At 60.5% G+C, this 20,847-nt stretch carries 16 protein-coding genes; 10 read left to right on the top strand and 6 right to left on the bottom strand.

The genetic code is table 11. The features are described 5' to 3' along the window. Nucleotides 1-31: 31 nt before the first annotated feature. Nucleotides 32-511 carry a molybdopterin-binding protein gene (locus HMPREF1261_RS11205; RefSeq protein ID WP_023031038.1) on the bottom strand — a complete coding sequence of 160 codons (480 nt, stop codon included), beginning with the start codon at nt 509-511 and terminating at the stop codon, nt 32-34. Nucleotides 512-739: 228 nt separating this feature from the next. Between HMPREF1261_RS11205 and HMPREF1261_RS11200 the strand changes: the two genes are divergently transcribed. From HMPREF1261_RS11200 to narI, 5 genes are read left to right on the top strand one after another with little or no spacing between them, the layout of a single operon-like run. Next, nucleotides 740-2,065 (top strand): NarK/NasA family nitrate transporter, encoded by a 1,326-nt coding sequence (locus HMPREF1261_RS11200; protein WP_005280182.1) that lies wholly within the window; start codon nt 740-742, stop codon nt 2,063-2,065. A 19-nt stretch (nt 2,066-2,084) separates the two neighbouring features. Beyond that, on the top strand, nt 2,085-5,822 hold the full coding sequence (locus HMPREF1261_RS11195; protein ID WP_023031037.1) for a nitrate reductase subunit alpha: 3,738 nt from the start codon (nt 2,085-2,087) through the stop codon (nt 5,820-5,822). Next, nucleotides 5,822-7,414 carry a nitrate reductase subunit beta gene (narH, locus tag HMPREF1261_RS11190; protein WP_023031036.1) on the top strand — a complete coding sequence of 531 codons (1,593 nt, stop codon included), beginning with the start codon at nt 5,822-5,824 and terminating at the stop codon, nt 7,412-7,414. The genes HMPREF1261_RS11195 and narH overlap by 1 nt, the downstream gene beginning before the upstream one ends. An 8-nt stretch (nt 7,415-7,422) precedes the next feature. Next, nucleotides 7,423-8,250: a nitrate reductase molybdenum cofactor assembly chaperone gene (gene narJ / locus HMPREF1261_RS11185; protein WP_023031035.1), complete on the top strand. Its 828-nt coding sequence runs from the start codon at nt 7,423-7,425 to the stop codon at nt 8,248-8,250. 10 nt (nt 8,251-8,260) lie between these two features. Next, a complete protein-coding gene (narI, locus tag HMPREF1261_RS11180) occupies nt 8,261-9,040 on the top strand; it encodes a respiratory nitrate reductase subunit gamma (protein ID WP_005280178.1) in 780 nt (259 codons plus the stop codon). Nucleotides 9,041-9,357: 317 nt separating this feature from the next. Here the strand turns inward: narI and HMPREF1261_RS11175 are convergent, their stop codons facing one another. From HMPREF1261_RS11175 to HMPREF1261_RS11165, 3 genes are read right to left on the bottom strand one after another with little or no spacing between them, the layout of a single operon-like run. Beyond that, nucleotides 9,358-10,743, bottom strand: coding sequence for a multicopper oxidase domain-containing protein (locus HMPREF1261_RS11175; protein ID WP_023031034.1), 1,386 nt, complete (start codon nt 10,741-10,743; stop codon nt 9,358-9,360). Further along, on the bottom strand, nt 10,744-11,943 hold the full coding sequence (locus tag HMPREF1261_RS11170; protein WP_023031033.1) for a hypothetical protein: 1,200 nt from the start codon (nt 11,941-11,943) through the stop codon (nt 10,744-10,746). Then, nucleotides 11,933-13,009: a hypothetical protein gene (locus HMPREF1261_RS11165; protein ID WP_023031032.1), complete on the bottom strand. Its 1,077-nt coding sequence runs from the start codon at nt 13,007-13,009 to the stop codon at nt 11,933-11,935. The genes HMPREF1261_RS11170 and HMPREF1261_RS11165 overlap by 11 nt, the downstream gene beginning before the upstream one ends. A 71-nt stretch (nt 13,010-13,080) precedes the next feature. Here HMPREF1261_RS11165 and HMPREF1261_RS11160 point away from each other — a divergent pair, with 71 nt between their 5' ends. From HMPREF1261_RS11160 to HMPREF1261_RS11145, 4 genes are all read left to right on the top strand, one after another. Next, on the top strand, nt 13,081-13,341 hold the full coding sequence (locus tag HMPREF1261_RS11160; protein WP_005282371.1) for a DUF2249 domain-containing protein: 261 nt from the start codon (nt 13,081-13,083) through the stop codon (nt 13,339-13,341). An 84-nt stretch (nt 13,342-13,425) separates the two neighbouring features. Beyond that, complete coding sequence (gene modA, locus HMPREF1261_RS11155) at nt 13,426-14,187, top strand: molybdate ABC transporter substrate-binding protein (protein WP_023031031.1); 762 nt, start codon at nt 13,426-13,428, stop codon at nt 14,185-14,187. 3 nt (nt 14,188-14,190) lie between these two features. Beyond that, nucleotides 14,191-16,047 (top strand): ATP-binding cassette domain-containing protein, encoded by a 1,857-nt coding sequence (locus HMPREF1261_RS11150; protein ID WP_023031030.1) that lies wholly within the window; start codon nt 14,191-14,193, stop codon nt 16,045-16,047. 4 nt (nt 16,048-16,051) lie between these two features. Then, nucleotides 16,052-16,711, top strand: coding sequence for a metalloregulator ArsR/SmtB family transcription factor (locus HMPREF1261_RS11145; protein WP_023031029.1), 660 nt, complete (start codon nt 16,052-16,054; stop codon nt 16,709-16,711). On the opposite strand, the gene thrB is transcribed toward HMPREF1261_RS11145, so the two are convergent. Both thrB and HMPREF1261_RS11135 read right to left on the bottom strand, forming a co-directional pair. Further along, nucleotides 16,698-17,627: a homoserine kinase gene (thrB, locus tag HMPREF1261_RS11140; RefSeq protein WP_023031028.1), complete on the bottom strand. Its 930-nt coding sequence runs from the start codon at nt 17,625-17,627 to the stop codon at nt 16,698-16,700. The two genes, HMPREF1261_RS11145 and thrB, sit on opposite strands and share 14 nt — an antisense overlap. A 23-nt stretch (nt 17,628-17,650) precedes the next feature. Next, nucleotides 17,651-18,994: a homoserine dehydrogenase gene (locus tag HMPREF1261_RS11135; RefSeq protein ID WP_023031027.1), complete on the bottom strand. Its 1,344-nt coding sequence runs from the start codon at nt 18,992-18,994 to the stop codon at nt 17,651-17,653. A gap of 596 nt (nt 18,995-19,590) precedes the next feature. Between HMPREF1261_RS11135 and HMPREF1261_RS11130 the strand changes: the two genes are divergently transcribed. Beyond that, entirely contained in the window at nt 19,591-20,790 is a 1,200-nt protein-coding gene (locus tag HMPREF1261_RS11130; protein ID WP_232207963.1) for an IS30 family transposase, read from the top strand. The last annotated feature ends 57 nt before the right edge of the window (nt 20,791-20,847 follow it).

Below are 20,847 nucleotides of genomic sequence, written 5' to 3'. Positions count from 1 at the left end.
GGAGGGTTACGGGGAGGGGTGAGGAGGAGAATTATTCGCCGCGGGAGCGGAAGACATCGGCAAGCAGCGGCGCAATAACCCCAAGGGCATCTGCCACGGCGCCGGTGGATGAGGCGCAATTGATGATGAGGCTGCCGCCGCCGTGCTCGGTCATGCCGATGATCCCGCGAGACAGGCCAGCCTTGGGCGAGGACTCGAGCCCGCGCAGGAGCACCTGGGTCTCTAGGCCATAGAGGCGGGCCTTGATATAGCGCTCGGTGACCTCTGGGGTCAGGTTCGTCGCCCCGATGCCGGTGCCGCCGATAATCACGACAATATCGGTGCCGGTATCCACGGCGGTGCGCAGCGCGTCATCGACGGGCGTAAAGCCCTCCGGCACGATGCTGGGTGGTGCCACCTCGATGTCGTGCGCGCGCAGGATTTCTGCCGCTTTCTCCCCGGCGCGGTTCGATTTTTCCCCGGCCAGGATGCGGTCCGAGCTGACGATTATCTGCGCCTTTCTTTGGGACATGAGTCTCATTCCTTCCCCACTATAGAGTGTGGTTAATATCACATTATTCCGTTTTCGATACCAACACACTTGAGGCACGGGGCTAACCAGCAACATCGGAATCGATCAAGAATTACGCAACATTTGTGTGTCGTAATTAGATACGGATTTTATCGGTTTTATTTACCTTTTTGAGCATAGTCGCCGGTAGATTAAAGAGTTGAACAACCTACTATCTGTGAGGAAATCATGACTGCTCTTGATACCTCAGGCAAAGTCATCCAGGGTTGGGATCCAGAAGATTCTGACCACTGGGATTCTAAAATTGCCTGGCGCACGCTGTGGATCTCCACATTCGTCCTTATCATTGGCTTTGCCACCTGGTACCTCGTATCGGCAATTGCCCCACAGTTGAACCAGATCGGTTTCGACTTATCCCGCAGCCAGCTCTACTGGCTGACCGCCATCCCCGGATTGGCCTGCGGCATCTTCCGCCTCATCTTCATGTTCTTGCCGCCCATCCTGGGCACGCGCAAGCTCGTCTTCAGCTCCTCGCTGCTGTTTATCATCCCCATGCTGGGCTGGTTCTTCGCGGTGCAGGACTCCTCCACCCCGTACTGGTGGCTGATGACCCTCGCCTTCCTCTCCGGCATCGGCGGCGGCGTCTTCTCCGGATTCATGCCCTCGACCGGCTACTTCTTCCCCAAGCGCCTCTCTGGTACCGCGCTGGGTATCCAGGCCGGCATCGGTAACTTCGGTATCTCCTTTATCCAGCTGGTTGCCCCATGGCTCATGGGCTTTACCCTGTTGGGTGTAGGTTTTGTTGCCCCGCAGCGCACCGATGACGGCGAAATCTTTGTCCACAACCCCGCCATCTTCTTGGTCCCGTGGGCCATCGTCGGCGCATTCCTGGCATGGACCCTGCTCAAGGACGTTCCCGTGAAGGCGAATTTCCGCCAGCAGATGGACATCTTTGGCAATAAGAACACCTGGATTCTTACTGTCGTCTACTTCATGACCTTCGGCGCATTTTCCGGCTTCGCGGCACAAACCGCGCTGCTTATTAACCAAATCTTCGGCGAAGGCTCCGAATTTGCCGGCGCCTACGACAACCTTCCTGCCGGCGCGAGCTACGCCTTCCTCGGACCACTCATCGGCGCGCTCGTCCGCGCGCTGTGGGGTCCACTGTGCGATAAGTTCGGCGGCGCCATCTGGACCTTCATTGGCTGCCTGGGCATGACCATCTTTACCGTCGTGGCCACCTTCTTCCTCACCCCGGACGAGCCCGATGAGGTCTGGTGGTTCCTGGGCACCATGCTCATTTTCTTCTTCTTCACTGGCCTGGGCAATGCCGGCACGTTTAAGCAAATGCCCATGATTTTGCCCAAGCGCCAAGCAGGCGGCGTTATCGGTTGGACCGGTGCCATCGGCGCCTTCGGCCCGTTTGTCGCAGGTGTCTTGCTCTCCATGATGTCTGCACCGACGTTCTTCTGGGGCTGCGCCGTGTACTTCGCCATCACCACCGTGCTGGTGTGGATCTACTACGCCCGCCCCAACGCCCCATTCCCCGGATAATTAGGAGCTTTCATTCCCCATGACTGCATACTTCGCGCCCGAACAAGGCAACTCAAATCCACTCTTTAAGCTTGGCGCCTACCTGCGCAAAGGCGAAGCTACCGACTCTGGCCAGCAACTTTTCTTAAAGGGCGGCCGCCAGGCAGACGTCTTTTACCGCAATCGCTGGGCCTTCGACAAGATGGTGCGCTCCACCCACGGCGTGAACTGCACCGGTTCGTGTTCGTGGAAGGTCTACGTCAAAGACGGCGTCATCACCTGGGAATCCCAGGCGGTGGATTATCCCACCACCGGCAATGACATGCCAGAGTACGAGCCCCGTGGCTGCCCGCGCGGTGCCTCCTTTTCCTGGTACACCTACTCTCCTACCCGCGTGCGTTACCCGTATGCCCGCGGCGTGTTAGTGGATATGTTCCGCGAGGAAAAGGCAAAGCACGGCGATTCCGTCCTGGCATGGCGCGCCATCCAGGAGGACCCAGAAAAGCGTAAGGCGTATATTTCCCAGCGCGGCAAGGGCGGGCTTATCCGCATTTCTTATGAAGAGGCCATCGATATCGCCTCGGCCGCGCACGTCTACACCATCCGCAAGTACGGGCCGGACCGCATCAACGGCTTTACCGTGATCCCGGCCATGTCCCAGATCTCCTATGGTGCCGGCATGCGCTTCCTGCAGACCATCGGCGGCGTCGCGCTCTCCTTCTATGACTGGTACGCCGACCTTCCCCCGGCATCGCCGCAGACCTTCGGCGACCAGACCGATGTCCCCGAATCCGGTGACTGGTACAACTCTTCCTACCTCATGATGTGGGGCTCGAATATCCCGGTTACCCGCACCCCGGACGCCCACTTCATGGTGGAGTCGCGCTACAAGGGCACCAAGGTCGTCGTGGTCTCGCCCGACTTTGCGGATAACACCAAATTCGCCGATGAATGGGCCCGCATCGAGCCAGGCACGGATGCCGCGCTCGCCTTTGCCATGGGCCACGTCATTTTGAAGACCTTCCACGTGGACCGCCAGGAACCGTACTTCCTGAACTACATGCGCAAATACACCGACTCGCCCTTCCTGGTGTCCCTGGAAGACCGCGGCGACGGTACCTACACACCGGGCAAGTTCCTCACCGCCTCGCAGCTTGCCGATGCCACCTTGAACTCCTCCCCCAACGCCACCCACCGTGGCCTGGTAATGGAGGAAGACGGGCGCATCGTTGACCCAGGCGGCACCGTGGCAGACCGCTGGGATAACGAAAGCGCCAAGTGGAACCTGGCGCTGGACAACGCCGATCCGGTCATGTCCATCGCAGAAACCGATAGCTTTGACACCGCCGAGGTGCTCTTCCCCCGCTTTGACCTCGATACCAACCCAGAGGACGTGGGAACCGATAAGCCGATTGGCGCGGGCATCGTCCACCGCGGCGTCCCCGTCCGCGAGGTCGACGGCAAGCTCGTTACCACCGTCTTCGACATCATGCTCGCCCACTACGGCGTCAACCGCGAAGATCTCCACCTGCCGGGTAGCTGGCCAAAGGACTTCCACGATCCTAGCGAAGTCGGCACCCCCGCCTGGCAGGAAGAGCTCACGGGCGTGGCCGCTGATACCGCGATCCGCATCGGGCGCGAATTCGCGCAAAACGCCGCAGACTCCCAGGGCCGTTCGCAGATCATCATGGGCGCTGGCGTCAACCACTACTTCCACGCCGATAATATCTACCGCACCTTCTTGGCTCTGACCTCCATGTGCGGTACCCAGGGCGTCAACGGTGGCGGTTGGGCGCACTACGTGGGCCAAGAAAAACTCCGCCCAATCAACGGCTGGACCCAGTGGGCCATGGCCGCAGACTGGCAGCGCCCGCCGCGCCACATGATCACCACCGGTTTCTATTATTTCGCCACCGAGCAGTACCGCTACGATAACTCGCGCGCTTCTCACTTGGGCTCGCCGCTTGCCAGCCATGGCTCCATTGGTGACAAGATGGTCTCCGATACCATGGCGGAATCCATGCGCCGCGGCTGGATGCCGGCCTACCCGCAGTTCAACCGCAACTCCCTCTTCCTTGCCGATGAAGCCGATGAGGCCGGCATGGACATCAACGACTACGTGGTCCAAGAGCTAGAAAATGGCCGCCTGGAATTCTCCTATGACAACCCGTCCGCCGAGGAAAACTGGCCGCGCATCCTGCTCAACTGGCGCACCAACCTGCTCGGCTCGTCCGCCAAAGGCACCGAGTTCTTCCTGCGCCATCTCTTGGGCATCGACTCGGATGCCACCGCGGAAGAACTAGCCCCCGAAGACCGCCCGCGCAGCATCAAGTGGGTGGATAAGGCACCGGAGGGCAAGTTGGATCTGATGATGACCACGGACTTCCGCAATACCTCCACCACGCTGGTCTCGGACCTCATCTTCCCGGCCGCTACCTGGTACGAAAAGCACGACATGTCCTCTACCGACATGCACCCGTACCTGCACTCGTTTAACGCGGCGATTAACCCGCCGTGGCAGGCGCGCTCGGACTACGAGGTCTTCCGGGACTTGGCCGCAGCGCTCTCCGATAAAGCCACCAAGTGGCTCGGTGTGCAACGCGATGTCATTACCCAGCCGAGCCACCACGACAGCCCGGACGAGCTCGGCATGCCCAACGGCATCGTCCCCGACCCCGAAGAACAGGGCCTTATCCCTGGGGTCACAATGCCGAAGCTGCATGTGGTCGAGCGCGATTACACCAAGGTCTACGAAAAGTGGGCTCACTTAGGCCCGCTTCCCGCCAAGGCCGGCACCGGCGTGCACGGCACCAAGTTCAACGTGGAAAAGCAGGTCAAGGAGCTCGAGCTCATCTGCGGCACCACGGAGACCTCCATGGGCGAGCTGGTGGATCTGTCCAAGGACACCAAAGTCATCGACGCCATCTTGCACCTGTCTGGTGTCTCCAACGGTGAGCTAGCCAAGCAAGGTTTTGAGTTCCTATCCTCACGCACCGGCAAGGATCTGACGCCACTGGGCACTCCCGATGAAGACGTACGCATCACCTGGGATGACATCAAGGAACGCCCGAAGGAGGTCATCACCTCTCCCGAGTGGACCGCCGATAAGCGTAATAAGCGCCGCTACACCGCCTTTTCCATCAACGTCGAGTTTGATAAGCCCTGGCACACGCTGACCGGCCGCATGCAGTACTACATCGACCACGACTGGTTCATGGATTACGGCGAATCGCTGCCGATTTTCCGCCCGCCACTCGATCACGTCCACATGCACGGCGAATTCGCGCCGGGCACGGAATTGACCAATGACCGCGGCGAGGCCGAAGTCACGCTGCGTTACTTGACCACGCACAATAAGTGGTCCATCCACTCGCAGTACTTCGACAACCTGCACGTGCTGTCCATCTCGCGCGGTGGCCAGGTGGTCTGGATGTCCAATAAGGACGCCGAGAAAATCGGCGTCACGGACAACGACTGGGTTGAGGTATATAACCGCAACGGCGTCGTCTCCGCCCGCGCCATCGTCTCCCACCGCATCCCGGAGGGAACCATGCTGTGCAACCACGCGCAGGAGCGCACCGTGGGCACGCCGATCAACGAGCACACCGGCCGCCGCGGCGGCACGCACAACTCGCTGACCCGCATTTCCATCAAACCGGTGCACATCGCTGGCGGCTATGGCCAGCTGACCTACCACTTCAACTACATCGGCCCTACCGGCAATAACCGCGATGAAGTCACCCGCGTACGCCGCCGTTCCCAGGAGGTATCCTACTAATGAAAGTCATGGCCCAAATCTCCATGATCATGAACCTGGACAAGTGCATTGGTTGCCACACGTGTTCAGTTACCTGTAAGCAGGCATGGACCAACCGCGAAGGCACCGAGTACATCTGGTTCAATAACGTCGAAACCCGCCCCGGCCTCGGCTACCCGCGCACCTGGGAGGACCAAGAAAAGTGGAAGGGCGGCTGGGAGCGCACGGCGTCCGGCAAGATCAAGCCCAAGGCTGGCGGCCGCCTCAAAAAGCTGGCCACCCTCTTCCACAACCCCAACCTGCCCACCATCCAGGATTACTACGAGCCCTGGACCTACCAGTACGAGGACCTGATGGGCGCCGAGGCAGGTCAGAAGACCCAGCCCACCGCCAAGCCGGTCTCCCAGATCGATGGCCGGGACATCGGCAAGATCGAATGGTCTTCCAACTGGGACGATAACCTGGGTGGCTCTACTGCCACGCTTGACGATGACCCCGTGCTCCACAACATGAACCTCGAGATCAAGAAGGAAATCGAGGACTCGTTCATGTTCTACTTGCCGCGCATTTGCGAGCACTGCATGAACCCGACCTGCGTATCCTCCTGCCCCTCTGGCGCGATGTACAAGCGCACCGAAGACGGCATCGTCCTGGTGGACCAAGACCGCTGCCGCGGCTGGCGCATGTGCGTATCCGGCTGCCCGTATAAGAAGGTCTACTTCAACCACAAAACCGGCAAGGCCGAAAAGTGCACGCTGTGCTACCCGCGTCTCGAGGTGGGACAGCCCACCGTGTGCTCCGAGACCTGCGTGGGCCGCCTGCGCTACTTGGGCGTCATCCTCTACGATGCCGACCGCGTCGCCGAGGCCGCCTCCACCGAGAATGAGCAGGACCTTTTCGAGGCCCAAAAGTCGATCATGCTCGATCCCCACGACCCGGAGGTTGTCCGCGCGGCCCAGGCCGAGGGAATCCCGCACTCCTGGATCGATGCCGCGCAGCAGTCGCCGATCTACGACCTCATCTTCAAGTACGGCGTCGCTCTGCCGCTGCACCCGGAGTACCGCACGCTGCCGATGGTTTGGTACATCCCGCCGCTGTCCCCCATCGTTGACAAGGTGACCGCAACCGGCAACGACGGTGAGGACCACAAGATCCTCTTCTCGGCGCTATCGAATATGCGCATTCCGCTGGAATACTTGGCGGGCCTATTTACCGCCGGCGATACCGTCCCGGTGGAAAAGTCCCTGCGCAGGCTCGTCGCCATGCGCTCGTATATGCGCGATATCAACCTGGGCAATGAGCCGCAGGAGGAGATCGCGCAGGCAGTCGGCATGACGGGCAGGGACATGGAAGGCATGTACCGCCTGTTGTCCATCGCTAAATACGATGACCGCTACGTCATCCCCACCGCCTCGCCCGAATCCCCGCGCGGCATTACCGACTTGGACCCGTTTGGCGATGTGGACCCGGCCAAGGCCTCCGAGGACGTCTTCCACGACCTAGGCATGGGTGCGCCCGAGGCCTGTACCCACGGCGCGGAACCACAGGGCAAGGTCTCGCTGCTCTCCTGGAGCGGTGACCGGCCCGATGCCATGTTCCCGCCGCGGAAGTAGGTTAAGCCGTGAATATCTTCGATAAACTCCGCAAACGCCAGGAATCCCTGCAGCGGCAATCGGCCCAGCAGGGTGGCGATGCCCCCGTGGCAGGATTCGGAACACCCGCCGGCATCGGTTCCATGGGCGGTGCCAAGGACGTCGAAAAAACGCTGCGCACCCACACCGGTCAGGTCCCTAACGAATTCGTCACGCCGGTCGAGGTCACCGAAGACCAGCGGCGAATCGTCGCCATGGCCGTGTCCGTGCTGCTTAATTACCCCGGCGAAGACATCTTTGACCGCCTCTCAGTGGTCGAAGACCAGGTAGATGACCTGCCGCTGGCCATTGCCACCGACTTCATCAACTTCGCCGAATGGGCCCGCAGCATCGGCCCCCGCGGCTTGGAAGAGCACTACGTCGAGACCTTTGACCAGCGCCGCCGCTGCGCGCTGTACCTGTCCTACTTTGCTGTTGGCGATACCCGCCAGCGCGGGATGGCTATTTTGTCCTTCCGCCAGCAATTGGAGTCGCTCGGCTTCGAAATTTCGGATGAAGAACTGCCCGATCACCTCTGCGTGGTCCTCGAAGCCCTCGCCATGAGCGAGGAGGATACGCACGAGCGCGCCGTCGAATTGGTAGCCAGCTACCGCGAAGGAATCGAGGTGCTGCGCGCGGCCCTCGCCCGCGAGCGTTCGCCGTATGTCAGCTTGATCGTCGCGCTGTGCAAGGCCCTTCCAGAAGTCGATTCTGATACCGCGCAAAAGTACGTCGATCTCATCCGCACCGGCCCACCCGCCGAGATGGTCGGCATTGCAGACCTACCCTTCCCCACTACCCAACCAGACCTCGTCTAGGAGCCACATCATGTTTGATAACTTCCTCTGGGGTGCCTTCCCGTGGTTAGCCATCGCGGCATTCTTCGTGGGCATCTTCTGGCGTTGGCGTTCCGACCAATTCGGCTGGACCACCCACTCCTCCCAAATCTATGAATCCAAGCTGCTGCGTTTATCCTCGCCGCTTTTCCACTGGGGCATGGTCTTCGTCGTCATCGGCCACCTGATGGGCTTGGCTTTCCCCAAGTCCTGGACCCAGGCCGTTGGCATCAGCGACCACGCCTACCACCTCCTGGCCACCATCCCAGGATCCATCGCCGCGCTGGCAGTCCTGCTGGGCTTTGCCGGATTGCTGTATCGCAGGCTGAAGAACCGCTCCGTGTTCTTGTCCACCTCTACCTCGGACAAGGTCATGTACGCGCTGCTCGGCCTCGCGCTGGTATCGGGTTCTTTTGCCACCTTTACCCTGCAGCTTTTTGACCTCGCCGGCACCGGTGGATACGACTACCGCGAAACCATTTCCCCGTGGCTGCGCCAGCTGTTGATCTTCAACATCCAGCCCGATCTCATGGCCAGTGCCCCGTGGCAATTTAAGGTCCACGTCCTCTGCGGTTTCACCATCATCGCCGTGTGGCCCTTTACCCGCCTGGTCCATGCCTTCTCGGCGCCGGTCGGCTACGTTACCCGCCCGTACGTGGTCTACCGTTCCCGCGATGAGCGCACCACCCCGATGCGCTCCAATACCGCGTGGGAGCCTATCCGCTCCAACCGGAAGCAATTGGAAGGAGAAACCCCGGGCCACGGTGCCTAGGTAGTTCCTCGGTCCTTTCACCGCTGCGCGCTGTCCAATATTTGGATGGCCCGCGGCGGTTTCCTTATGTCTACGTTTACTCCGGCGCTCCCCATGCGCCCACCACTCGCCTCCCACGCGCCCTTCGCGCTCACCGGCAAGGCGGTGCGCCCGTAGATACTTCCACCCAGTGAGCGCCAAGGAGAGGCAGCGCTCGAAGAACCCACCCGCCCTTCGCGCTCACGGGGAGAGGTGGATCTACCTCTCTGCAGTGCCCTGGTGAGCGCGAAGGGCGAGGGGACGAAGTGCGGGGCTAGGGGCGGGAAACTAAGGCCGCTTTATTCGGTGACGACGAACTTGCCGTGCTGTCCCTTCTCGGCGTTGGTCATGATGTGGTTGACAAAGGAATAGGTTCCGGGCTCGTTGAAGGTCATTTCCACAAACCCGCCTTGCGCGGGAAGCAGGTCGAAGGCCTGCGAGCCGGTCTTTTCCTCGTCCTTGATGAGATAGGCGCCTTCCTTGTAGGCGGTATCGAATTGCTCGCCCACCACGTGGAAGCTAAGCGGCTGATCGGGGCCCACGTTCAGGATCCACAGGCGAACGGTATCGCCTACCTTGGCCTTGATGGGATCGACGTCGTACTGGCTGGGGTAGTAATTAAAGGCCATGAGGTCGAACTCGCCATCGGCTACGCGCTGGGCATCGGCGCCGGTCTTTTCCTCGCCGAGGAAGACATCGTTGGCGATGAAGTTGTACTCGGCATCCACGTCCTTAAGATCTGGTGGATCAATAATGACGTTGCCGGCCATGCCGTTGGCGATGTGCAGGGACATCGGGGCAGTTGAGCAGTGGTACATCCAGATTCCGGCGCGATTTGCGGTGAACTCGTAGGTCAGTTCTTCCCCGGGCTGGATGGACTTCATGTTTTCATCGGGGCTGACCTCACCGGCGTGGAAGTCGATGGAATGGGCCATGCTGCCCTCGTTCTTGATGGTGATCTTGAACTTATCGCCCACCTTGCCGCGCAGCGTCGGCCCGGGCGCTTGGCCGTTAAAGAGCCATTGCATCTGCTTGACGCCGGGGGCTACCTCAACGATTTCCTCGGTCATAGACCAGGTTTCTTCATGCGTGGTGGTATTGGCCGCTGGCGCGAGGGAGGCGTCATGGGCTTTAAAACCTTCGCGGGAGGCACCGAGTTCGGCGGCGCTGGGAACATCAACGTGCGGGTTGGACGCCCCGGCCACGGCGTGATGGTGATGATCGTGCCCGCCGGTACTTGGCGTGGAATCGCCCACGTTGACGTCAAAGGTCATGCCCTGCAGGCGGTGGCCGGCGATGGTGCAGTAGCCTTCGATGCTCGAGTCGATGACGCCGGCATCGAGCTGCACGGTATCGCCGGGATCGACGCGGCCGGTTTCGGCATCGCCAATCTTGAGATCGTGGACTTGGTCGCCGGTATTGGTGAAGTTAACCACCAAGTGAGTGCCGGGATCCACATCGACGTGGTTGGGGACGAAGGCCATGCCATCGACTTCCACGTCAATGGTGTGGGTTTCGCCTTCGGCCACAGAGCTCGACGGCTGGGAGTCCTTAGAGGTGGTATTGACTAGGGCCAGTGCGATAACCGCGGCAAGCGCGATACCGATGAGCAGCCACGAGGCCCACTGGGAGTTGCCGGACTCCGGCGGCTTATCCTGTGGCTGTGGGGAAGAAACACTAAGCATTTAATTCTCCAGATTCTGTTGTTGGTAAACGGCGCGGCCCACGGCAAGCACGTTTAATGCTAAGCCTATCCCCATGAGGATAAGCCCGGCAGCCAGGGCATTGACAAGGCTCAGCAGGGCGCCGAGGTTGATGAGGACGAGTCGGGCAAAACCCGCGTGGTCCGCGGTAGCCCGGCCGTGGTGCACCTTGGCAGGTCCCCCTCCCACCAGCGTGGGCAAGAGGTGGTGCAATACGCCCGTGACCATTTGCAAGACTCCACCACCGATGAAGGCCGGGACCAAAAATAGGGTGATGACGCGCGGATAGGCACCAAGCGCTGCGGCCACGGCATCCCCGGCGCACAGGGCCACCATCCATAGCAGCCCCGCGATGACGGAAACCGATGCAGTGGTCAGCCGGGGGTTGCGCCCCAGCACGGTGGCCAGGACGGGTTGGATGATCATGATGGCGGCGAGCACGACGAGCAGCTGGGCGATGCCCGCCGCGCGCGTCCACCCCACCGCGCCGCAGACCATGGTCAGCGCTAGCCCGGCGCAGTGGACGATGAGCCCGCGCGTGCACCTGGTGCGCGCGGTGGGCGAAATCGCGGTGCTGGACAAGGTGGGAAGGAGCGTCACGATGGTGCCCACGATGGTCAGCCACGCAAACCCCCAGACCATGCCGCGCGAGTGCGCCGCCACCAGGAAGGAATAGTTGCCCACGCCATTGCCGCTTAAAATCACGAGGATCACAGAAACGATCATGAAGATGGATGCGGCCGCATAAAACGGCACCGTCACCGCGAAAGACCCGGAAAGCGAGCCGCGCAAACGCGTGTAGGTGAATGCGAGCTGCCAGGCAAGGGCGGCGATGATGAGGAGGGAGGCGGCATCGGCAAGCAGGCCCCAGTCATAGCCCGCGCGATCGATCATGAGCAGAATGAGGCCCACCTGGATGAGTACCACGCGCGCGCCCACGCCCCGGTATCCGTTATTGGCGGTGCGGGTAAGCGCCTCGGTGAAGTGGGTGGAAAATACGATGATGGCGGTGGTCAGCGCGCCGATGGTCAGCGGGTGGATGAGATCCCACCACACCACGGGCGCGCCCAAGTGACCCGCCACGTTGATGCCGATGCCGATGAGCACCCACGCGCCGATGAGCGCAGCGGTCACGATGTGCCAGCGGCTGCGGGCGGCCAGAGAGATGTCATTAATGTGCACGGTGGGCCTCCTTCACCGACAAAGTAATGCCGCAGGCGAGGAAAACCAAGACGGCAGCGATGGTAGTCAGACCGCCCACTTGGTAGGCGACGGTGTGGCGGGCGACATCGGCAAGAATGCGCAGCGCCAGCCCGCCGTGCAGGACCGCTACGGGGAGGAAGAGCACCGGATGGTAGGGCAAGTGGCGGCGGATGACGGAGGTAATGATGATGGGGGCATGGGCAAAAATCATGGACATGACAAAGCCCAAGAAGATGGCGTGCACGGAGGCGTCGTAGGCAAAGCCGGAGCTTTCCCCGTAGAGCAGCCAGAAATATCCGCCGAGGGCCAGCCAGAAATACCCGGCGAGCATGCAGGCGGCGGAATAGCGCGGCAGCCCGCGCGAGCGCACCAGGTTCTTCGCCACATCCACGCGCACGGTAGAAACCGCAACGCCGATAAGCGCCGCGCCCATGGCGCGATAGCCCACTGCCGGGGAGAGCATATAGACCACGCTGAGCGCCGCCAGCCCCAAAACCCACAGGGTAATGCGCTTTTCTGACTGGGTGCCGGCCATGGTGATGCGGGCTAGCTCCATGCGCTCGCCGATGATCGTCGCTACCACGTAGAGCACGCACAGCGGCATCGCAGTAGAAAAGGCCGGCTCCATGGCCCACAGCAGGGCCGCCGCTACCCCGCCGATGACGCCGGTGGCCTGCACGATGATGGACAAGGCGGGCTGGCGCCGGTGGATGGTGGCATAGATAAACCCCAGCACTATGAAGCCTGCGGCAAAACACAAAGCCGGAACCTGCCGCGGCAGGCCCGCCACGATGCCCACGAAGCCGGCGACGTGGAAGATGGGGCCTATCCATGCCCACCGCGTGCGCACGGCGACGGCGCGCTCCAACCCGATGGCGCCGCCGACAAAGCCGAAGACCATCAAGGGGCCATGATCCGCAGCCAGAGAAGCTGCCGGTGAGAATCCCACGCCGAGCAGGGATGCCCCGGCGGCGAGCCCAAGCAGCAAGGACAGCCCGGCGCAAGCAAGGAAGAAGAAGCGGTGCGCGAGCCTATTATTTATCACGGCTTTAATCGTACTAATATTGGTGGCAAGGTAAAACTCTCACCCCACCTCCGAAAGGATGACTCTCCCCCATGGAACTTCCCATCACCGATTCCTCCCAGCAACACTCCATTCCCACCCTCAACGCCACGGAAATCCCCCACGCCGTGCGCCACGGCGCCATCCACGGCGCTTTGGGCACGCTGAACGTGGGCCAAGCCATGATCCTCATTGCCCCGCACAACCCACTCCCTCTACTCAAGGAAGTGGAAGAGCGCGCGGAGGAATTTGAGCTGTCTTACCTCAAGGAAGAAGAAAACGACTATCACATCAAGTTCACGCGAATTTCGTAGTGTATTCCCGTGCTAATCGATAGGCTAAGTGGTGATAACTCTATCTCTCGTACATAGTTGTCTACATAACACGGAGCATTCACTATGAATAAGAAATTTGCCGCAGCCGCCGTGGCTGCGACCGGCCTGGCGCTCTCCGCCTGCTCTCCCGATACCTCCACCACCTCCAATGCAGAGCAGACCAGCTTGAACTTGCTGGCTGCATCGTCCACCCGCGTCATCAACGATGAGCTGGAAAAGCGCGCTTCCGAGTTCGACACCCCGGTTGACCTCGAGTTCCAAAATGGCGGCTCTTCCGACTTGGTCAATAAGCTGAGCGAGGGCGCTCCTGCAGACCTGCTGCTCACCGCGTCCAAGAAGACCATGGACAAGGCAATCAATGACGGAACCGTCAAGGACCCGAAGGTGCTTGCCACCAACGTCATGGTGATGGTTGTACCGAAGGGCAACCCGGGCAATATCCACTCCATCGAGGATCTGCAGAACGAAGACCGCTTCGTCATCTGTGACCCACAGGTTCCATGTGGCGATATCTCTTCCCAGATCATCGAAGAAAACAACCTGGACGTAAAGCCTGCCTCCCAGGAGCAGCAGGTCGCTGACGTTTTGGGCAAGGTTGTCTCCGGTGAGGCCAATGCCGGCTGGGTCTACTCCACCGACGCTGCAGCCGCTGGCGATGACGTAGAGGTCATCGAGATTCCGGATGCTGATAAGTTCGCCAACCAGATCCTGGGCGCCGTTTCCGCCGAGGCTGAGCACCCAGAAGAGGCGCAAAAAGTCCTCGACCTGTTGGCCGATGACTTTGATAAGACCTGGGAAGAGTACGGCTTTAACCCAGCAGATTAATAAATGACCCCTCCCCAGCCCATACGCCTTAAATCTCCCCTCGTTATCGGCCTTATCGGCCTCATCGCGGTCGTTGTCATCCTCGTTCCCGTAGCCTCCCTGGGGCTGCGCGTACCGTGGAACCGCATCGGCGAATACCTCGCCAAACCGGAGATTTGGGACATGCTCAAGCTGTCCCTTACCGCGGCATTCCAATCAATGCTGCTGGCGATGGTGCTGGGGACCGGTCTTGCCTTATGGGTCCAACAGCTCGGCCGAGGCAGCGGCGTTATCCGCCTGTTCATTTATTTGCCCCTGGCCATGCCGCCCGTGGTGGGCGGCCTCGCGCTTACCGCAGCCATTGGCCGCAGGGGCTACTTGGCCCCGTTTCTTGACGCCATAGACTTCCATTTTGCTTTTGCTTTTCCCGGCGTCATCGCCGCGCAGTGCTTCGTCGCCTTGCCCTTCGTCGTGGTGGCGGTCGATTCCGCCCTGCGCCAATTGGATCAAGAGATCTTGGCCTCTGCCGCCAGCGTGGGACTTTCCCGCTGGGAGGTACTGCGAAAAATCACCATCCCCTCCATCGCCCCCGCCCTGGCCACCGGCGCCGGCCTTGCGTTTGCGCGCTCCCTTGGCGAGTTCGGTACCACGCTGACCTTTGCGGGCTCCCAGCCGGGCGTGACCCGCACGATGCCGCTCGGCATTTACTTGGAGCGCGAGGTCGATACCGATGGTGCCTATGTGCTCTCCGCCATCCTCATTGCGATGGCTATCCTCTGCCTCACCCTCGCCGGGCTTCCCTCTCTCCTCCAGCGTTCCTACCGAGCGCAGGCCCGCGAGCTACACAGCATGGACTATGAGAAGCTCAGCGCCCTGACGGCCCCAGAAAAGGCCCCCACCCTAAACGTCACGGCGGATGGGGAAACCACGGAATTTACCCCGCGCGCGATCACGGCCATCGTCGGTTCCAATGGCTCGGGCAAGACCACACTCATGGGGCGCATCGCCGGGCGGCTGACCGGCGCGGAGATTACCGCCGACCCAGATGAGATCGTCCTGCTTACCCAGCGCCCCGGCCTGCCGCCGCGGGCCACCGCCAACCAGGCCATTGCGATGGTCACCCGCGATAAGCAGCGCGCCACGGAGTTGCTGGAGGCAGCAGGCTTGCGGGAGCTTAACGATGTCCCCGTGCCCGCCCTTTCCGGCGGCCAGGCCGCCCAAGTGGCCCTCGTCCGCGCGCTCGCCGCGCGGCCCACCATCCTGATTTTGGATGAGCCCTTGGCGGCCATCGACGTGGAATCCGCCAGCAAGTGGCGCCGCTTCCTGCGCGCTACCCGCCATGACCGCACCACCTTGCTGGTGACCCACAATGCGTTGGATATTGCCGGGCTTGCCGATGACATGGTGGTCATGAATTCCGGCCGCGTCACCGCCCACGGACCTGCCGCAGACCTCCTCGATGTCCCACCCACCGGCTTTGTGGCTAATATTGCAGGGCTCAACCGCGTGGAAGGCACCGTTTCAGAGGCAACCGCCACCGAAACCGTTGTTACCTGCGGGAATACCACCATCACCGGCGGGCCCGCCGATCTCCGCGCCGGCGATAAGGTAGCGGTCACCTTTAAACCCAGCGACGTGCACCTGAAGTCTGACAAGGCTACCGGGATTAATCACTGGTCCACCAAGGTCATCGCGGTGGAAGCGGCCAGCATGGCGGATGCCCGGTTGAGCCTGAATATGGGCGGACACACCATTACCGTGCCGGTAAGCAGGCAGACGGCTTTAGGTATTGATACGGGCGATACCGTATCCTATTGCGTGGCTAAAGATAAGATTTCTGTTAATCAAGCCCCTCATCAGCACTCAGAGATACGAAGTTAATCGCATGCCTAATTCGCTCCCCCGCCCCAGTTCCGACCTTTTCCCAGAAGCGCTCAAGCTATCGCCTAAGCAACGCGAGGTACTCACGCAGCTGCAGCACTACCCGCGAGGAGCTCGTGCAGCGGAGGTAGCAAAAGATTTAGGCATGCACGTCAATACCGCGCGCGGGCATATCGATGAACTCATTCATGTCGGCGCTGTGACCGCCGTTCCAGAACGCAGCACTGGGCGCGGGCGCCCGTCCCTGATCTTCCAGGCACGCGTGCCAGATAACCGCGCCATCGCAGACGAATACGTCGGCCTCATTAGCGTGCTCACCACCATGCTCGCAGGCAAGGAAGAGCTCGATGATTTTTCTTCCCCACAGGCACGGGAATTGGGGCGGCAGTGGGCGCGCGCCACGGGCGCGGATATCCAGAGCGGCGCGCTCGATACCCTTTTTGCCACCCTGCGCGATATGGGTTTTGATCCCTCGCAGGGCGCGGATCCTTCCGAAATCGAGTTGAATGCCTGCCCGTTCGTCTCCTCCGGAACCACCCCGAGCCCCTTTGTCTGCGCCATACACGCTGGCTTTTTGCAAGAAGCCAGCGGTACGGATACGGACATCGCCTTAACGCCGATGCAGCGCCCCGAAGTGTGCCAAATCGAGATTAAGCCTGTGTAACTTCCACGCGGACCGGGCCCGCGACCTTGAGATCGAAGACGCGCAGGCCCTGCTCGCGGGCATCATCAAGAATGCTCTCGTCGATGTCCTCCGTGTGCAGCACCATCACCGTCGGCCCCGCCCCAGAAAGATAGGCGGCGTACCCGCGGTTGCGCAGGCGGTTTACCCACTCCGCGGTCACGGGCAGCACGTCGGCGCGATACGGCTGGTGCAAGCGGTCGCGGGTGCCTTCCCACAGTAATTCCGGGTAGTTCTGCAATGCGGCTACCTGGACTGCGGTGCGGGAGACGTTAAAGGCGGCATCGGAATGCGTCACGTGCGAGGGCAGGACGCGGCGCACCGCCTGGGTGGAGGCATGGGAATCCGGCACCAGCGCGGTCGCCCGGATATCGGGATGCACGTTGATGGTAGCGGCCTTGTATTCCGGTAAGGAGCGGCCATCGACGGGCACCGTCGTCCACGAAACCACGGCGCTGCCCAGCACCGAGGCCGCAGCATTATCCGGGTGGCCCTCAAACGCCGAGGACAATTGCACGAGCTGATCTTGGGTCAGCGGGCTGCCCGCCAAGGCATTGCCCGCGGCAACGCCGGCGGCCGCCGTGGACGCAGAAGATCCCAGGCCGCGCGATTGGGGAATCGTATTATGCGAGACCACGCGCAGCCCTGGCACCGTAGCTTCGGCAGCAGATAGTGCGGACCGGATGGCCTTGACCATCAGGTGCGATCCATCGCGCGGGAGGTCGTCTGCCCCCTCGCCAAAAATCTCCACCTCGAGGCCGGAGGGAATGACCTCCACCTCGGCGGTGTCATACATGCTCAATGACATGCCCAGGGTGTCATAGCCCGGTCCCAAATTCGCCGTGGAGGCGGGGACGGTGACTATCGCTTTGGTGCCGACTTCAACTTCGATGCTCATGGTGACTAATATATCGAACCGATTTAGCTGCCCAGGCGGATGACCGAGTGAACGGCCTTGACCTCATCGAGCTCGCCCAATGCCGAGACGATGCTTTCCAGGGTCGCTTCCTTGGCAGCGTGGGTGACCACAATAAGGCGCGCGGTGTCCTCGCCGTCCTCCTGGCGCACGGTGCGCAGGGATACCCCATGCTGCGCGAAGAGCGCGGAAATAGCCTCCAAGACGCCGGCGCGGTCCTGGACTTCCATATCGATGTGGAAGCGGGTATCGACCTCGCCGAAGTCCGCAATCGGCAGGTTGGCGTAGGTATTCTCGCCAGGCGCGCGGCCGCCGTGGACGATATTGCGGGCGGCACCGACGACATCGCCAAGCACAGCCGAAGCGGTAGGGTTGCCGCCGGCACCATTGCCGTAAAACATGAGCGAGCCGGCTGCCTCTGCCTCGACGAAAATGGCGTTATAGGACTCGCTGACAGAAGCCAGCGGGTGATCCTTAGCCACCAAGGTCGGGTGCACACGCGCGTTGACCACTTCGGATCCGTCCTCGCGGCGCAGGCGCTCACAAATGGCCAGCAGCTTGATGGAATAGCCGGCATCGTTTGCCGCGGCAATATCGTCTGCCGTGATATCGGTAATGCCCTCGCAGTGCACGTCCTCGAACTTCACGCGGGTGTGGAAGCCGATGGAGGCCATGATGGCGGCCTTCGATGCGGCATCGTGGCCCTCTACGTCCGCGGTGGGATCCGCCTCGGCGTAGCCCAAGCGGGTGGCTTCCGCTAAGGCCTCATCATAGGAAGCACCGGTGGATTCCATGGCGTCCAGGATGTAGTTGGTCGTGCCATTGACGATGCCGGAGATGCGCTCGATCTGGTCGCCAGCCAAAGAGCGGCGCAGCATGCCCACAACCGGAATGGCGGCAGCCACGGCCGCTTCAAAGTAGAGGTCAACCCCGGAGCGTTCCGCAGCCTCGGCCAATTCATCAGCGTGCGCGGCAACCAGCGCCTTATTCGCCGTCACCACGGACTTGCCGGAATTAAGCGCGGTCAAAACCAGCTCGCGCGGGAAATCGATCCCGCCGATGACCTCCACCACCAAGTCAATATCATCGCGGGAGATCAGGGCCTTAGCATCATCGGTCAACAATTCGCTGGGCACGCCCGGGCGCAGCTTATTCTTATTCTGGATGGCGATGCCACGGATCTCTGCTGGCCCACCGATGCGATGAGCAAAGGCATCCGCATTTTCATCTAAGAGGCGGAAAACTTCCGCGCCCACGGTGCCGAATCCAAGCAGCGCAATGCCAACGGTTTCGCCTTCGCCCTTGCCGGTACGCGAATGTAGCTGTAGCTCACTGTTTGAAGCATCCATAGTCCGTCTCCATGTCGATTAAGTGGTGGAAAATGTCTCCCGCTGTATGCGGCTACAGGTCACTATACAGAACGAGCTGTCTATATTGCGACATCCGGGGGATAATATTCTTGAGTTCAGAGGGTCGTTGCAACACTTTCCCTTAGGAGGGTGTTGTTGTGCCTGGAGTTGTGGGCCCGTTTCATTCGTTGTCTGAGTCGGATCGTCGTGGCTTGGTGGCCATGGTTGGCAGTGGGCGTAGCGTTCGCTCGGCTGCTGGTGAGCTTGGCTGTCATTACGTGCATGCTTTGAATTTTTGCCATGCTCACGGAGTGCCAGTCATACATAAAGCCAAACGAGTTGATCGCCGCGGTAGCCAGGCTTTACAGCTTGTAGAACTAGTTCAAGGCGGACTCTCAGTACACCAAGCCGCCAAAACGTGTGGAATGCATCCCACCGCTGCGTATGCCGTTGCTACAGAAGCTGGGTGCCATATCCGGCTAACGAGGTATGCCCGGAAAGTCCGCCAAACACAGTTAAGGGTGGAATACTTACGCCTTCGGTTGGCGAGCTTGCCTGTTGGTGATGCTGGGGCTGGGATAGGAATTGATCGTCGATTGTCTTTAGACTTCGAAAAAGGACTCATCAAATCCGGAGGGCCACGTAAAGAGTTCATACCTGTCGGCGAGGATGCCACCACGTATAAAAGACTCATGAAAGCGCTGCGCCAACGCCATGACGTCATCGAATCTGGACGGCTTTGTGCCCCTGCCTTGCCTGGCGGTGTGGATCCGTATAAACGCATCAGTGATCGCTATATTTGCTTTGAAGAACGCGTAATTATCGCCGACCTTCTTCGTGAGCATGTGCCGCTGCGGGAAATCGGGCGCCGTTTAGGGCGAAGTGCCTCGTCAATTCAGCGTGAAGTACGCAGAAACCACAGCGCTGAAGGCCCGTATCGTGCAGAAACCGCCCAGTTAAAGGCTTGTGCGCGGAGATTGCGACCGAAAATACCGAAACTGCTGGCCAACAAAAGGTTATGGGACTATGTATGCGCACAATTGCGGGCACAATGGTCACCGGAGGAGATTTCCAATCGCCTGCCCATCGACTACCCCACGGATAAGGACATGCGCATTAGTCACGAAACGATTTATGACGCCTTTTATCTACAGTCCAAAGGACGACTCAAAGACCTTGGCCTGGACTTGCCTACCGGCAGAAAGAAACGCAAGAAACGCCACACACGCACCACCACACCGGCCCAGCAACGCTTCGTTGACGACATGATCCTCATCGACGACCGGCCAGAAGAGGTTACTGAACGTATTTTGCCAGGCCACTGGGAAGGCGACCTCATCCTTGGTAAAAATAACCAATCCGCGGTGATCACGTTAGTAGAACGCGTCAGCCGATTTGTTGTCCTTGGCCACCTGCCAGGCAGGCACACCAGCAAAGAAGTATTCACAGCCCTGCACAAGGCTGTCGCTGGAATCGATAAAGCACTCTGGTCATCAATTACCTGGGACCAAGGAAGTGAAATGGCTGGCCATAAAGCCTTTACCATGGCCACTGACATTCCCATCTACTTCTGCCATCCAGGATCACCGTGGGAGAGAGGCAGCAACGAAAACACCAACGGCAGGCTCAGGAGAAACCTTCCCAAAAACAGCGACCTGTCCATCTACAGCGCCGAGGACCTGGAGATGATCGCCAACATTCACAACCACAAACCACGCAAAGCACTCAACTGGCGCACCCCAGCCGAAGTAATGACCAACGCCCTGACACAAACCGGTAGTATCACACCAAAGTAACCATCATCGTTGCAACGACCCCTAGAATCCAAGATTCGTTCAGCTACAGAAAACCCC

It is taken from the genome of Corynebacterium sp. KPL1818, assembly GCF_000478135.1.
Classification (GTDB): Bacteria; Actinomycetota; Actinomycetes; order Mycobacteriales; family Mycobacteriaceae; genus Corynebacterium; species Corynebacterium accolens.
Note: the sequence above shows the minus strand (reverse complement) of the source record. Positions and strands in the feature narration are given on the sequence as shown.